Here is a 14,476-nt window from a genome sequence, read left to right on the forward strand (position 1 = left end):
CTTTAGTCCGAACGGATGTGGCAGAGAGGGCACCTTGTACGCAAGATGGTCACCGTGTCAGCAGGCCGCCATCGCATGAGTTCGAAACTCCATCTAGCAGCCGCCGCCGCGACGGCGACGGTGCTCGTCGTCACGACCGGCGTGTGGTTCGGCTACCGGGAGTTGATCCAGCCCAACTGCTCGGGCGAGATCCGCCTCGCCGTGGCGGTCGCCTCCGAGCTGGCCCCCGCGGTGGACGCTGCCGCGTCCCAGTGGGTCAAGGACGGTGCTGCGGTGGGCCCCACCTGCATCCGGGTGGACGTCTCCGCGTCCGACCCGGTCGACGTGGCCGCGGTGGTGGCGGCGAAGCACGGTGCGGTCCTGGCCGGCGTGGGGCAGGCCAGCGGCACCGCCGTCAGCCCCGACGTCTGGGTGCCCGACTCCTCGACCTGGTTGCTGCGGTTGAAGAAGGACGCGACGGCGTTCGCTCCGACCAACGGCGCGTCCATCGCGCGCAGCCCCATCGTCGTGGCGATGCCCGAGCCGATCGCGACCCGGCTGGGCTGGCCGGACAAGAAGTTCAACTGGACCGACCTGCTCAAGCAGGTCAACAACACCAGCGCGCCGCTGCGGACCGGGATCGTCGAGCCGACCCGCGACGCGGCAGGCCTGTCCGGCCTGCTCTCGCTCACGGCGGCCGCCAACGGCGCTGGCGGGGACGCCCAGCGCAACACCGTCGGCGCGCTTCGCGCACTGGCCACCGGGCGCTCCTCGCTCCGCAACGACCTGCTGGCCCGCTTCCCCACCGCCAACGACGCGACCTCCATCGCCAGCGGCCTCGGCGCGGCGGCCCTGTCCGAAGAAGACGTGATCGCCTACAACAGCAAGAAGCCGCCGGTGCCGCTCGCCGCGCTCTACATGGAGCCGGCGCCGATGCCGCTGGACTACCCGTTCGCGGTGCTGCCCGGCATCGAGCCGAGCAAGGCGTCGGCGGCCCGGGTGCTGTTCGAGCTGCTCACCAGCCCCACCTTCCGCAACCGGCTCGCCGCACAGTCGCTGCGCGCGCCGGACGGCAACTGGGGTGAGGGTTTCAAGGCGCCGCAGGGCGCCCCCAGCCCGTCGGGCGGCGCGCCGACCGCACCGGCCAACGGTGGCACCGCCGCGGGTGGCCTGGACCCGGCGGCGATCCAGCGGGTCGTCTCCAGCTGGTCGATCGCCACCCAGTCCGGTCGGATGCTGGCCGTCATCGACGTCTCCGGCTCGATGAAGGAGCCGGTGCCCTCCGCCAACAACCGGAGTCGGGAGGAGGTCACCGTGGAGGCGGCACGCCGCGGCCTCGGCCTCTTCGACGACTCCTGGTCGATCGGCCTGTGGACCTTCTCCACCAAGCTGGTCGGCAACCGTGACTATCGACAGCTGATCCCGATCGGGCCGCTCTCCGGCCAGCGGGCCCAGCTGGAGGCGGCGCTCGCCACCGTCAAGCCCTCCAGTGGCGACACCGGCCTCTACGACACGATGCTGGCCGCGTACCAGGCCGTGCAGGAGGACTGGCAGCCCGGCCGGGTGAACTCGATCGTGCTGTTCACCGACGGCAAGAACGAGGACGACGGCCTCAGCCAGCAGCAGCTGCTCGCCAAGCTCAAGGAACTCGCCGACCCGGAGCGGCCGGTCCAGGTCATCATGATCGGCATCGGCGAGGGCGTCAGCAAGGCCGAGCTGGAGTCGATCACGAAGGTGACCGGCGGCGACGTCTTCGTCACCAAGGACCCGAGCGAGATCGGCACCATCTTCCTCAGCGCCATCGCCCGGCGCCCGCCGGCACCGCGCTGATCCGACGCTCAGACACCAGAGGGCCTGCCGTACCGTCCATCCGGTGTGGCAGGCCCTTTTTGGCCACCGTATTGAAGAAAAGTGACGGCAATACGTCCGAAGCAATCGGTCGTCATAGTTGTCAAGGCAGGATGTCGACTGTTCCGGCATAGTCGGTCCGCCTCCGGACCGACCCGTCGGCCGGGGCCATCCTGAACAGAGTGGGAGGGCCGGTGACCGCGGCGACACTGTTGACCCCCGCCACGTCGGCGGGGCCGAACGGGCGTCCTGCCGGGCTGGTGGCACGCGCCGACGAACGGTCCTACGTCCGGGTTCTGGTGGTGCTGGACACCACCGTCCTCATCATCGCGCTGCTCGTCGGCTACGTCACCCGCTTCGGCGACGACGAGCCGACCGGCTCCGACGTCCCGTACGTGCTGGTCGCCCCCGGGTTGGTGCTGGCCTGGCTGATCTCGCTCAAGTTTCTCGGCTGCTACGACGACCGGGTGATCGGTTACGGGGCCGACGAGTACCGGCGGGTCAGCTCCGCAAGCCTGCGACTGGCCGGTGCGATCGCCATCGTCGGCTACATCGCCGACTTCGGCGTCTCCCGGGGTTTTCTCGGAATCTCCTTCGCGGTGGGCACCGTCGGGCTGGAGCTGGCGCGGTTCGCCGCCCGTAAACGCCTGCACCGGGCCCGCTCGCTGGGCGCGGGGTGGTCCCGAAAGGTGCTGGTGGTCGGCGACACCGCCCACGTGTTGGAGCTGGTGCACACGCTGCGCCGCGAGCCGTACGCCGGTTACCAGGTGGTCGGCGCGTGCATTCCGGACGCGCTGCTCGCACCGGTGGCGCAGCGGCTGGGCGACGTGCCGGTGGTGGGGTCCTTCCGTGGCATCCCGGAGGCGGCCACCGCGATCGGCGCGGACACCGTCGCGGTGACCGCGTCCGGCGAGCTGACCGCGACCCGACTGCGCCGCCTGGGGTGGCAGCTGGAGGGAACCGGCGTCGACCTGGTCGTGGCACCCGCGCTGACCGACGTCGCCGGCCCCCGGATCCACACCCGCCCGGTCGCCGGCCTGCCGCTGATCCACGTCGAGGCCCCCGAGTTCCGCGGGGCCCGCAAGCTGGTGAAGGGTCTCGTCGACCGGTCCGTCTCGTCGCTGGCGCTGGCGCTGCTGCTGCCGCTGATCGCGTTCATCGCCCTGGCCATCAAAGTGGACAGCCGGGGTCCGGTGCTGTTCCGCCAGGTCCGCGTCGGCCGGGGCGGGCAGGAGTTCGGCGTGTTCAAGTTCCGCACCATGGTGGTCAACGCCGACGCCATGCTGGCCGAGCTGACCGCCCGCAACGAGACCGACGGCCTGATGTTCAAGATGCGCCACGATCCCCGGGTCACCCGGGTGGGCCGGTTGCTGCGCAAGTGGTCACTGGACGAGCTGCCGCAGCTCGTCAACGTGCTGTTGGGCCAGATGAGCATGGTCGGGCCCCGCCCGCCGCTGCCCTCGGAGGTGGCCCGCTACGACGGCGACGTGGCCCGGCGGCTGCTGGTCAAACCCGGCATGACCGGCCTCTGGCAGGTCAGCGGTCGCTCGGATCTGAGCTGGGAGGACGGCATCCGGCTCGATCTCTACTACGTGGAGAACTGGTCCCTCGCCGCCGACCTCACCATCCTCTGGAAGACCTTCGGAGCGGTGCTGAACGGCCGCGGGGCGTACTGACCCGACCGGTCACGGTTGCGGGCCGTTCCAGTCCAGGCAGACGACCACCGCGTCGTCGACCAGGTCGCCGGCCACGAACGCGCGCAGGTCACCGATCAGCGAGCGGACGGCGTCCAGTGGCGCCATCGGCCCGGTCCGGCGCAGGAAGCGGTCCAGTGCCGTCTCGCCGTAGCGCATGTGCTGCCCGGTGGCCTCCACCACCCCGTCGCTGACGACGAAGAGCCGATCGCCGCGCTCCAGCGGGAGCTTCTGCTCGTGGTAGTCGGTCGCCTCGAACATGCCGAGCGGGAACTGCGCCTCCAGGGGCTGCTCGGTGACCTCACCGCCGCGCAGCAGGACCAGTCGGGGCGAGCCCGCGTCGACCACGGTCATCGTCCCGGTGTGGAGGTCCAGCTCCATCAGCAACGCGGAGAGGTGCTGCTCGCCCCGGTACAGGTCGTAGATGGCCTGGTCGGCGAGGGCGGCCTGGTCGGCCAGGCTCAGCCCGGCCCGGCGCGCGTTGCGCAGCGCGTGGGTGGCCAACGAGGTCAGCAGGGAGGCGGCGACGCCCTCACCGGTGCCGTTGACGGTGGACAGCCAGAGCCGCTCCCCGTCGTCGGACCAGTCGAAGCTGTCACCGCGCACCGTGTACGCCGGCTCCAACTGCCCGGCGAGGCTGAACGAGGGTCGGATCCGGCTACGGCCGGGGAGCAGGTCCCACTGCATCTCGGCGGCCAGGGTGAGGCGCTGTGCGCGTCGCGCCGCCCGGTAGACGTCGGTGCCGGCGGACACCGCCGCCACCTCGTGGGCGAGCGCCGTGGCGATCTCGGCGAGCGCGGTGACGACGTCCGGGTCGTCCGGGACGGGCGACAGGCACAACACTCCCCGCCGCTCGCCACGCATCGTGACCGGGAACCACCCGGTGCCGTCGGTGACGATCGGTGACTGGTGGTCGAAGGCCCGCCAGGCGGGGTGCCCGGGGCTGGTGACCGGCTCTCCTTCGCCGAGCGGCAGAAGCTCCGAGAGCCGGTAGTCGACCTGGTACAGCTCGACGTCGGTGATCCCGTACGACCGGTCGAGCACGTCCCCGACACCGCCCACGAGCCGGTCGGCCGGTGTCTGGTTCAGGGCGCGCCGTGCCTGATTGACCGGTTCGCTCATCGTCGCTCCCTTGCTCAAGCTCGACTACCAGCGGGTTCGGAGTACTCTCGGGCCACCATGGCCGACGTGAACGGTCCGACGGACCCCGAGACGAGTATGGCTGCCGCGCTGGACGCGGCGGCCGCAAGCCTGCTTGGCATCTGGGAATCCGCCCGGGAGGGGACCGCCAGTCGCGTCTCCGGCGCCCAGCTACGGGCCGTGATGGTGGTGGAACAGGCCGACGGGATCAACCTGCGTCGGCTCGCCACCCGACTCGACATGCTGCTCAGCTCCGCCAGCCGCCTCTGTGACCGGCTGGTCGCCGCCGGCATGTTGGAGCGCGTGCCGGGCCGCTTCGACCGGCGGGAGATCTCGCTGCACCTCACCCCGGAGGCCCGCCGGCTTCTCGCCGAGCTTCGGGCGGACCGTCAGGAACAGCTCGGGGCCGTGCTGGCCGAAATGAGCCCGGAGGGCCGCGACGCGCTCCTGCGGGGGATGCGGGAATTCGACGAGGTCGGTCGCCGCCAGCAGGCGCACGCCGCGGCGGCACTGGCCGAGCCGACGGGGCAGGAGGGCTGGCCGGACGGCCCGGACCGACCCGGTGGGCGGCCTCAGCCCACCGATCCGGGCCGGCAGACCCGCGGGGCCTGGGCAGGCTCGTCGTCGGGCGACCAGGAACGCCCGGCCGGCCCCACCCGGGACTGGCCGGCCGGCGGCCCACCGGTGGCACGAACCGCCTGACCGGGCCGCTCGGGGCTGGTGCGGCCGTGGCCAGGTCGCGCACACTCCGCGCCGCCGCCGGCCCGCTCACGCCGGCACCGATGCGCACACGGCCAGCATCGCGACGTCGTCGTGGGCCTGGCCGTCCAACCAGTCGTCGACCGCCCGCAGCACCCGGTCGATCAGCACCGCCGGCGGCTGCCCGGCCGCCGCCGCGACCGCGGCGCGCAGCCGGGCCTCGCCGAACATCGCCGTGTCGCGGGGGCCACGCGCCTCGGTCACCCCATCGGTGTACGCGAGCAGCAGGTCACCCGGGTCGAGGTGCACCCGGGTCTCGGCGAACCGTGCGGCCGCCAGCGCCCCGACCGGCATACCGCCGACCGGCACCGGGGTGACGGTGCCGTCGGTGGTGAGCAGCAGTGGCGCCGGGTGACCCCCGCCGGCGATCCGGACGTCCACGCCAGCGGGCCCGCGCTCCAGGGAACCCAGCAGCAGTGTGGTGAGCTGGCTGCGCCGCGCCGCGTCCGGCGCGTCGAACAACGCCCGGTTGAGCAGGTTGACCAGCTCCAGCGGGCGCTGCTCGACAAGACGCAGCGTCTGCAACGACTGGCGGACCCGGCCGGTCAGCACGGCTGCGCCCACGCCCCTGCCGCACACGTCGCCGAGCGCGAACAGAGCGCCGCGAGGATGCGGAAACACCTCGTAGAAGTCGCCTCCGATGCGCAGGGTGTCGCCGGCGGCCCGGTAGCCGCCGGCCAGGGTCACGCCGGGCACGGTGGGCAGCTCGGGCGGGAGCAGGCTGGCCTGGAGGACCCGGGCCAGGTGGGCCTGCTCGCCGTGCAGGTCCGCGGTGGCCAGGGCGGCACCTGCCCGGGCGGCGAACTCCCGGGCGAGCTCGATGTCGCGCTGGTCGAAGTCGGGCCGCCCGGCCCGTCGGACGAGCAGCAGAGCGCCGGCTGACCCCTCGGCGCCGAGCATCGGGCTGACCAGCACCATGCCGGGGTGGCCGAACCCGGGTGGCAGCATCGCGGCCAGGTCGGCGAGTTCGGTGCCCCGCCAACGGCTCGGCTCGGTGAGGTCGCCGGCCAGCGCCTCGGCGAGCCCGGGCACGGTGTCGGTCAGCGTCGCCGGGGCCAGCCCGCTGACCGGGGCGGGCTCGCCGTCGGCGTACCGGATCCAGCGGGCGTGCGGCTCGGCCGGGACGGCTGGTCGGGGCAGGGCCACGGCGGCGTCGGCCAGGTAGGGCACCGCGAGGGTGGTGGCCGCCAGGAGCACCTGGTCCCGGTGCAGGGACAGCCCGAGCCGGCTGCCGGCCTGGGCGAGAAACGCGGTGCGGGAGCGTTCGGCGAGCAGGGCGTCGCTGCGGGCGTGCTCCTCGGTGGCGTCGCGCACATACCACGCGAACCGGGCGCTGGCGAGCTGTCGTCGCACACCGCGGAGGCGTCGGCCACGGTGGTCGGCGTCGAAGCGGCCGGCGTCGCTGGCGACGGCCCGGGCCAGGGCCGCCACCGGGCAGCGGGACAGCTCGGTGCCGACGGCGATTTCCGGGAGCAGCTCCGCCGCCCTGGCGTTGAGCAGGGTGACACGGCCGGTCTCGTCCGTCGTGAGGACTGCCTCGGCGAGACCGTCGAGCAGCTCGCGGGCCAACGGCGGGTCGGCTGACAGCGGAGTGCCGCTGGGTTGCCGCGTCGTGGTCACCGCCGGACGCCGGCTCGCGTCTGACGACTCGTGCGCATGCTGCTTCTCGACTCCTCACCGGGCATCGTTGCTGAGGGGCAAGAATACCGATCCCCACCGACGGACGCCCAGGGCGCAGGACGTCGGTCAGCCGGAGCGGGCCAGCCACCCGGCGGGCTGGGCGACGATCCGGCGGACCACCGAGCCGGCGGCACCCACCGCGGCGGCCTCCGCGCCGAGCGTCGACGGCCGGACCGTGACCGGCGACCAGGCGGCGGTCAGCACCCGGCTGGCGATCTCGGCGAGCACGGGAGGGCACAGCCAGGGCGCCAGCGCCGCGTACCCGCCGCCGAGCACCACGGTGTCCAGGTCGAGCAGGTTCACGACGCCGGCCACCGCGACACCCAGCGCCGTCCCCGCGTCGTGCAGCGCCCGCAGAGCGTCGGCGTCGCCGGCCTCGGCCAGCTCGGCCAGCCGCGCCGTCGCGGTGTCCGCCGGAAGCTCCGCCCGGGCCAGCCCGGCAGCGGCCACGATCGCCTCCTGGCCGGCGTACTGCTCCAGGCAGCCCTGCCCGCCGCACCGGCACGCGCGGCCCTCGGGGTGGACCGGGAGGTGCCCGATCTCGCCGCTCCAACCGCGGACGCCGCGGAACAGCGCCCCGTCCAGCACGATGCCGGCGCCGATGCCCACCTCTCCGGAGATGTGCAGGAAGCTGGACGGGCCGGGTGGTCGGGAGTGCAGCTCACCGAGCGCGGCGAGGTTGGCCTCGTTGTCCACGACCAGGACCGGGACGCCGGGCACCTGCTCGACCAGCGGCGGGTGCGCGGCGAGCAGCGCGGGCACGGGCACGTCACGCCAGCCGAGGTTGGGCGCGAGCCGGACCAACCCGGCGTCGTCCACCAGGCCGGGCACCGCGAGCGCGGCCCCGACCAGGGTGAGGCCCTGCCCGGTGGCGTCGTCGCGGGCCACCCCGGCCATCTCGACCAGCTGGGCCAGGGCGTCGGCGGGGGCCACCGGGCGCAGATCGGCCCGGTGCACGGTGCGGTGGCGGACCTGGCCGGCGAGGTCCACCACGCACACCGCGAGGTAGTCGACGTTGACCTCCAAGCCGAGCCCGGCCGGCCCCTGGTCGGCCAGGACCAGCCCGCGGGCCGGGCGGCCGGCGCCGGAGCGTGGTGCCGGGTCGGACTCGCTGACCAGCTGGCCGGCGAGCAGGTCCTCGACCACCGCGGAGACGGTGGCTCTGGTCAGGCCCGTCGCGGTCGCCAGGTCGGCCCGGGACGGAGGGCGGTCGGCCGCGGCGATGCGGCCGAGCACCAGGGCGAGGTTGAGCTCGCGCAGACTGCCCTGACGGACTGCGCCGGCCGGGGCGTGGGTGAGGCTCACCCCTTGACAGTGCCATAGGGCGGGCAAATAATTCAATGGCTGAACAAATAGCGGACAACACCACCACCCCGGAGGTCGCTCATGGCACCCCGTCCCACTCCCGCCGACAAGTTCTCCTTCGGGCTCTGGACCGTCGGATGGCAGGCCCGCGACCCGTTCGGTGACGCGACGCGCCCCGAGCTCGACGCGGTCGAGGCGGTGCACCGGCTCGCCGAGCTGGGCGCGTACGGCATCACGTTCCACGACGACGACCTGATCCCGTTCGGCGTCGACGCCGCCACCCGCGACCAGCACATCGCCCGGTTCCGTAAGGCACTCGACGAGACCGGCCTCGTGGTGCCCATGGTCACCACCAACCTCTTCACCCACCCCATCTTCAAGGACGGCGGTTTCACCAGCAACGACCGCGACGTCCGCCGGTACGCGCTGCGCAAGGTGCTGCGCCAGGTCGACCTGGCCGCCGAGCTGGGTGCCAGCACGTTCGTGATGTGGGGCGGCCGCGAGGGCTCCGAGTACGACCTCGCCAAGGACGTCCGCGCCGCGCTGGACCGCTACCGCGAGGCTGTCGACCTGCTCACCCAGTACTCCATCGACAAGGGCTACAACCTGCGGTTCGCCCTGGAGCCCAAGCCCAACGAGCCGCGCGGCGACATCCTGCTGCCCACCATCGGGCACGCGCTCGGCTTCATCTCCCAGCTGGCCCACCCGGAGCTGGTCGGTCTCAACCCGGAGGTCGGCCACGAGCAGATGGCCGGGCTCAACTACGCCCACGGCATCGCCCAGGCGCTCTGGCAGGGCAAGCTGTTCCACCTGGACCTCAACGGCCAGCGTGGCATCAAGTACGACCAGGACCTGGTCTTCGGCCACGGTGACCTGATGAACGCGTTTGCCCTGGTGGACCTCCTGGAGAACGGCGGCCCGAACGGCGGGCCGGCCTACGACGGCCCCCGGCACTTCGACTACAAGCCCTCGCGCACCGAGGACATGGACGGTGTCTGGGCCTCGGCGGCGGCCAACATGAGCACGTACCTGCTGCTCAAGGAGCGGGCCGCGGCGTTCCGCGCCGACCCCGAGGTGATCGAGGCGCTCGCCGCCAGCAAGGTCGGCGAGCTGAGCACGCCGACGCTCAACGACGGCGAGAGCTACGACGAGTTCCTGGCCGACCGGTCGGCGTTCGAGGATGTCGACGTCGACGCGGTGGCCGAGCGGGGCTTCGCCTTCGTCCGGCTCAACCAGCTCGCCGTCGAGCACCTGCTCGGCGCCCGCTGAGGCCCCGCCATGCCGTTGGTCGCGGGCGTCGACTCGTCCACCCAGTCCTGCAAGGTGGTCATCCGGGACGCGGAGACCGGTGCCCTGCTCCGGCAGGGCCGGGCGCCGCACCCGGATGGCACCGAGGTCGACCCGGAAGCCTGGTGGCAGGCACTGCGTAGTGCTGCCGACCAGGCCGGCGGGTTGGCCGACGTGGCCGCGATCTCCGTCGCCGGCCAACAGCACGGCATGGTGTGCCTCGACGAGGACGGCCGGGTGGTCCGCCCGGCGCTGCTGTGGAACGACACCCGATCCGCCGACGCCGCCGCCGACCTCGTAGAGGAGGCCGGCGGCGGCGCGGCCGGGCGTCGCTTCTGGGCCGAGGCCGCCGGCAGCGTCCCGGTGGCCAGCTTCACCATCACGAAGCTGCGGTGGCTGGCCCGGCACGAGCCGGAGCTGGCGGCCCGGGTGGCCGCCGTCTGCCTGCCGCACGACTGGCTGACCTGGCGGCTGGCCGGCGCACCGGGTCTGGGCGCGTTGCGTACCGACCGGGGTGACGCCAGCGGCACCGGTTACTGGTCGCCGGCCACCGGCGACTACCGACCGGACCTGCTGGAGCGGGGCTTCGGCCGGCGGTTGGTGGTGCCCGAGGTGCTCGGTCCGGGCGAGTCGGCGGGCAAGCTGGCCGACGAGCTGGGTGGGTCGGGCGGCGCGCTGCTCGGCGCGGGCACCGGTGACAACGCCGCGGCCGCGCTCGGCGTCGGTGCCGTCGGAGGCGACGTGGTCGTCTCGATCGGCACGTCCGGCACCGTGTTCAGCGTCGCCGACGTGCCGGCCGCCGACGAGAGCGGTGCGGTGGCGGGCTTCGCCGACGCGTCCGGTCGTTTCCTCCCGCTGGTGTGCACGCTCAACGCGGCCCGGGTGCTGGACGCCGCCGCCGCGATGCTCGGGGTCAGCCTGGACGAGCTGGCCGAGCTGGCGCTCTCCGCGCCAGCCGGCGCGGACGGGCTGGTCATGGTGCCCTACCTGGAGGGTGAGCGGACGCCGAACCGGCCGCTCGCCACCGGCGCGGTACACGGCCTGACCCTGCGCACGTCGACCCCCGCGCACCTGGCCCGGGCCGCCGTGGAGGGCATGCTCTGCGCGCTCGCCGACGGCCTGGACGCGCTGACCGCGCAGGGCGCCACCGCTCGCCGGGTCATCCTGGTCGGCGGCGGCGCCAGGTCGGCCGCGGTCCGTCGGATCGCGCCGCAGGTCTTCGGCTGCCCGGTCGTCGTCCCACCGGCCGGGGAGTACGTCGCCGACGGCGCCGCCCGGCAGGCCGCCTGGGTCGCCCTGGGTGGTCCCACGCCGCCGGTCTGGGCGGTCGAGGGCACCGAGGAGTACGCCGCCGAGCCCGTCCCCGCCGTGCGTGAGCAGTACGCGGCAGCCCGCGGACTGGTTCTCGACCGGCGCTGACCGTCGGGATCGACGCGGGTGGGTGCCGGTCGACGGTGACCGGCACCCACCCGCGTGACGACGTCCTCGGCGGAGTCTGGTTGGCTGCCGGTCATGACGGTGACCAGTGGCGGGCCCGGCCCGGGGCGGGCGCAGCCCGACCCACGCCCGCCCGGCCGGGGCGGTGGCCCGGCCCACCGGTTGTACAGCGTCGTGGTGTTCGTGCTGCTCGCCTCCCTGGACAACGTGGCGATCGGGCTGGTTCCGCCGCTGTACGGCCCGATCTCCGACGCGTTCGACGTGTCGGGGCGGCTGCTGGGCCTGGTCACCGCGGTCAGCTTCCTGGTCAGCGCCGTGGCGGCGGTCGGCTGGGCGTACGTCGGCGACCGGACCAACCGCAAGCCCCTGCTCATGGTCGGCACGCTGCTCTGGGCGGCGGGCACCGGTGGCAGCGCGCTCGCCGGTGGCTACCTGACGTTCCTCGCCGCACAACTGGTCGCCGCGGTCGGCCTCGGTGCGGTCGGCTCGGTCGGCTTCTCGGTGGTCACCGACCTGATCTCACCGACCCGGCGCGGGTTGGTGATGAGCTTCTGGGGGCTCTCCCAGGGAGTCGGCACCCTGGCCGGCACGCTCGTCGGCGGGCTGCTCGGGGCGGCCGACTGGCGGCGACCGTTCCTGATCCTGACCGGCGTCGGCCTGGCCGCGACCCTTGCCTACCTGTTCACGTACGACGTCCGCCGTGGTCAGAGCGAGCCGGAGCTGGCCGGCAGGCTGGACGCCGGCGCCGAGTACGACTACCGGATCAGCCGCGCCGACCTACCGCGCATCCTGGCCCGACGGACCAACCGGTGGCTGATCCTGCAGGGCCTTACCGCGCAGGCCGCGTTCGGCTCGCTGGTCTGGCTGCCGGTGCTCTTCGCCGAACGGGCCGAGGCCCAGGGATACTCGACGTCGACCGCGGTGGTGGTGGGCAGCGTGTTCGCCACACTGTTCCAGCTCGGCGGGGTGCTCTCGATCGTGGGCGGCCTGATCGGTGACGCGGCGCAGCGGCGTACGCCGAGAGGGCGTGCCCTGGTCGCCGCGGTCGGCATCCTCGCCGCGCTGCCGTTCTACCTGGTGTTGTTCTTCGTCCCGGTGACCATCGACGTGCCGGACGGCGCGAGTGGCGGGGCCGTCGTCGGCGCGGTGCTGTCCAGCGTCTTCACCGAGCCGTCGGTGGGGCTGAGCCTGCTCACGGCGATCGTCGCGCTCGCGCTGACCTCGGCCAACTCGCCGAACTGGTTCGCGCTGATCGCCGACGTCAACCCGCCGGAGCACCGGGGCACGGTCTACAGCCTGGGCAACCTGGTCAACGGCGTTGGCCGCGCGGCCGGCAACGGGCTGGTCGGGGTGGCGTTCCAGGCCCTGCGAGTGGCATTCCCGCCGCCGTTGAACTTCGCCGTCGGGCTGGCCGCGTTCCAGCTCTTCTTCATTCCCACCGGTGTCATGTACTGGCTCGCCTCACGGACCTCACCCGCGGACATCGAGAACGTCCACGACCTGCTGCACACCCGCGCCGACCGCCTCTGACCCGCCACCGACCTCACGGGCGCCTCGAGCCGGGCAACATCAGGCAAAGTGCGGCCTCGGGTGAGCGTGAGGGGCCGACATCCCTGATGTTGCGCGGGATGTCGGCCCCCTCGGGCTCAGGGCAGGGTCAGCGCAGCCAGACCGTCACGTCGGTCGGGACCGCGCCGTCGTCGTCCAGGGGTGCGCTGGTCGTGAGCACCTCGGCACCGGCCGGCAACGGCACCGGGGTCGCGCCGAAGTTGGTCAGCACGGTCAGCCCGGCGTTGCGGAAGGTGACCGTGTCGTCGCCGGAGGGCACCCACTCCAGGGTGCCGCGACCCAGCCCGTGCTCGCGGCGCAGCCGCAACGCGGCGCGGTACAGCTCGTACGTGGAGCCGGGCACGTCGCGCTGGCGGTCCAGCGCGTACTCCGCCCAGAGCGCGGGCTGCGGCAGCCAGCTCGCGTCGGTGGGCCCGAAGCCGTACGACGGGGCGTCGGCCTCCCACGGGATCGGCACCCGGCAGCCGTCCCGGCCACGCTGGGTGTGCCCGCTGCGCGCCCAGGTCGGGTCCTGCCGGGCCTCGTCGGGCAGCGTGGTGTGCTCGGGTAGACCCAACTCCTCGCCCTGGTACAGGTAGGCCGAGCCGGGCAGGGCGAGCATCAGCAGAGTCGCTGCCCGGGCCCGGCGCAGGCCGAGCGCCGCGTCCGGCTGCGGGTCGCCGATGCCGATGCCGTTGGGTCGTACGGTGCCGATCGGCAGGCCGAGCCGGGAGGCGTGCCGCACCACGTCGTGGTTGGACAGCACCCAGGTGGTCGGCGCGCCGACCGAGTCGGTCGCCTCCAACGAGCGGGTGATCACCGCGTACTGGGCCGGTGCGGTCCACGGGGCCAACAGGTACTCGAAGTTGAACGCCTGGTGCATCTCGTCCGGGCGGACGTAGCGGGCCAGCCGCTCGGCCGGCTCCACCCACGCCTCGGCGACGAGCACCCGCTCGCCCGGGTAGCTGTCCAGCACCTGCCGCCACTGCCGGTAGATCTCGTGCACGCCCTCCTGGTCCCACATCGGCGGGCGCGGCTTGTCGATCTCGTTGCCGGAGAGGATCTCCTGCGGCTCCTGCCAGTCGGCCAGGTCGGCCTGCTTGATCAGGCCGTGTGCCACGTCGACCCGGAAGCCGTCCACCCCACGGTCCAGCCAGAACCGCAGCACGTCCAGGAACTCCGCGTGGACCTCCGGGTTGTCCCAGTTGAGGTCCGGCTGGCCGGTGTCGAACAGGTGCAGGTACCACTGGCCGGGCCGCCCGTCCGGGTCCACCGTCCGGGTCCAGGCCGGGCCGCCGAAGACGCTCTGCCAGTCGTTCGGCGGCTGGTCACCGGTCGGGCCGAGGCCGTCCCGGAAGATGTACCGGGACCGTTCCGGGCTGCCGGGCGCGGCGGGCAGGGCGGCCTGGAACCAGCGGTGCGCGGACGAGGTGTGGTTCGGCACCAGGTCCACGATCACCCGCAGGCTGCGGGACCGGGCCTCGGCGATCAGCTTGTCCGCGTCGGCGAGGGTGCCGAACAGCGGGTCGATGTCGCGGTAGTCGGCCACGTCGTAGCCGGCGTCGGCCTGCGGTGACGGGTAGAACGGGGAGAGCCACACCGCGTCCACGCCCAACTCGACGAGGTGGTCGAGGCGGGCCGTGATGCCGGGCAGGTCACCGATGCCGTCCCCGTCCGAGTCGGCGAACGATCGCGGGTAGATCTGGTAGATGGTCGCCTCGGTCCACCAGCCGGTGACCGGGTGACCGGAGGGGGTCTGCTGCGTCGGATCGGTGTTCAGGGTCTTCTCCCGTGTCGCG

Annotated in this window: 10 protein-coding genes; 6 read left to right on the forward strand and 4 right to left on the reverse strand. The window is 73.2% G+C overall.

Annotated elements, in window-relative coordinates; all coding sequences use genetic code 11:
• Positions 1 to 54 precede the first annotated feature (54 nt).
• Entirely contained in the window at positions 55 to 1,809 is a 1,755-nt protein-coding gene (locus LADH09A_RS06905) for a substrate-binding domain-containing protein (protein WP_238644035.1), read from the forward strand.
• A 212-nt stretch (positions 1,810 to 2,021) separates the two neighbouring features.
• Entirely contained in the window at positions 2,022 to 3,503 is a 1,482-nt protein-coding gene (locus LADH09A_RS06910) for a sugar transferase (RefSeq protein ID WP_238644036.1), read from the forward strand.
• 9 nt (positions 3,504 to 3,512) lie between these two features.
• On the opposite strand, the gene LADH09A_RS06915 is transcribed toward LADH09A_RS06910, so the two are convergent.
• Positions 3,513 to 4,643, reverse strand: a complete 1,131-nt coding sequence (locus tag LADH09A_RS06915) for a PP2C family protein-serine/threonine phosphatase (RefSeq protein ID WP_238644037.1) — start codon at positions 4,641 to 4,643, stop codon at positions 3,513 to 3,515.
• 66 nt (positions 4,644 to 4,709) lie between these two features.
• On the opposite strand from LADH09A_RS06915, the gene LADH09A_RS06920 reads away from it, so the two are divergent.
• The gene (locus LADH09A_RS06920; RefSeq protein WP_238644038.1) at positions 4,710 to 5,363 is read left to right on the forward strand and encodes a MarR family winged helix-turn-helix transcriptional regulator; all 654 of its coding nucleotides are present in this window, start codon (positions 4,710 to 4,712) and stop codon (positions 5,361 to 5,363) included.
• A 66-nt stretch (positions 5,364 to 5,429) separates the two neighbouring features.
• Here LADH09A_RS06920 and LADH09A_RS06925 read toward each other — a convergent pair whose 3' ends face one another.
• On the reverse strand, positions 5,430 to 7,040 hold the full coding sequence (locus LADH09A_RS06925; protein WP_238644039.1) for a PP2C family protein-serine/threonine phosphatase: 1,611 nt from the start codon (positions 7,038 to 7,040) through the stop codon (positions 5,430 to 5,432).
• A gap of 126 nt (positions 7,041 to 7,166) precedes the next feature.
• A complete protein-coding gene (locus LADH09A_RS06930) occupies positions 7,167 to 8,405 on the reverse strand; it encodes an ROK family transcriptional regulator (RefSeq protein WP_238644040.1) in 1,239 nt (412 codons plus the stop codon).
• An 81-nt stretch (positions 8,406 to 8,486) separates the two neighbouring features.
• Here LADH09A_RS06930 and xylA point away from each other — a divergent pair, with 81 nt between their 5' ends.
• The 3 genes from xylA to LADH09A_RS06945 all read left to right on the forward strand — a co-directional run bounded on the left by xylA (position 8,487) and on the right by LADH09A_RS06945 (position 12,659).
• Positions 8,487 to 9,674, forward strand: coding sequence for a xylose isomerase (gene xylA, locus LADH09A_RS06935; protein ID WP_238644041.1), 1,188 nt, complete (start codon positions 8,487 to 8,489; stop codon positions 9,672 to 9,674).
• Positions 9,675 to 9,683: 9 nt separating this feature from the next.
• Positions 9,684 to 11,111 (forward strand): xylulokinase, encoded by a 1,428-nt coding sequence (xylB, locus tag LADH09A_RS06940; protein ID WP_238644042.1) that lies wholly within the window; start codon positions 9,684 to 9,686, stop codon positions 11,109 to 11,111.
• 93 nt (positions 11,112 to 11,204) lie between these two features.
• Positions 11,205 to 12,659 (forward strand): MFS transporter, encoded by a 1,455-nt coding sequence (locus LADH09A_RS06945; protein WP_238644043.1) that lies wholly within the window; start codon positions 11,205 to 11,207, stop codon positions 12,657 to 12,659.
• A gap of 127 nt (positions 12,660 to 12,786) precedes the next feature.
• Here the strand turns inward: LADH09A_RS06945 and LADH09A_RS06950 are convergent, their stop codons facing one another.
• Positions 12,787 to 14,457: a glycoside hydrolase family 13 protein gene (locus LADH09A_RS06950; RefSeq protein WP_238644139.1), complete on the reverse strand. Its 1,671-nt coding sequence runs from the start codon at positions 14,455 to 14,457 to the stop codon at positions 12,787 to 12,789.
• Positions 14,458 to 14,476: the final 19 nt, after the last annotated feature.

It is taken from the genome of Micromonospora cabrerizensis, from assembly GCF_022230955.1.
GTDB lineage: Bacteria > Actinomycetota > Actinomycetes > Mycobacteriales > Micromonosporaceae > Micromonospora > Micromonospora cabrerizensis.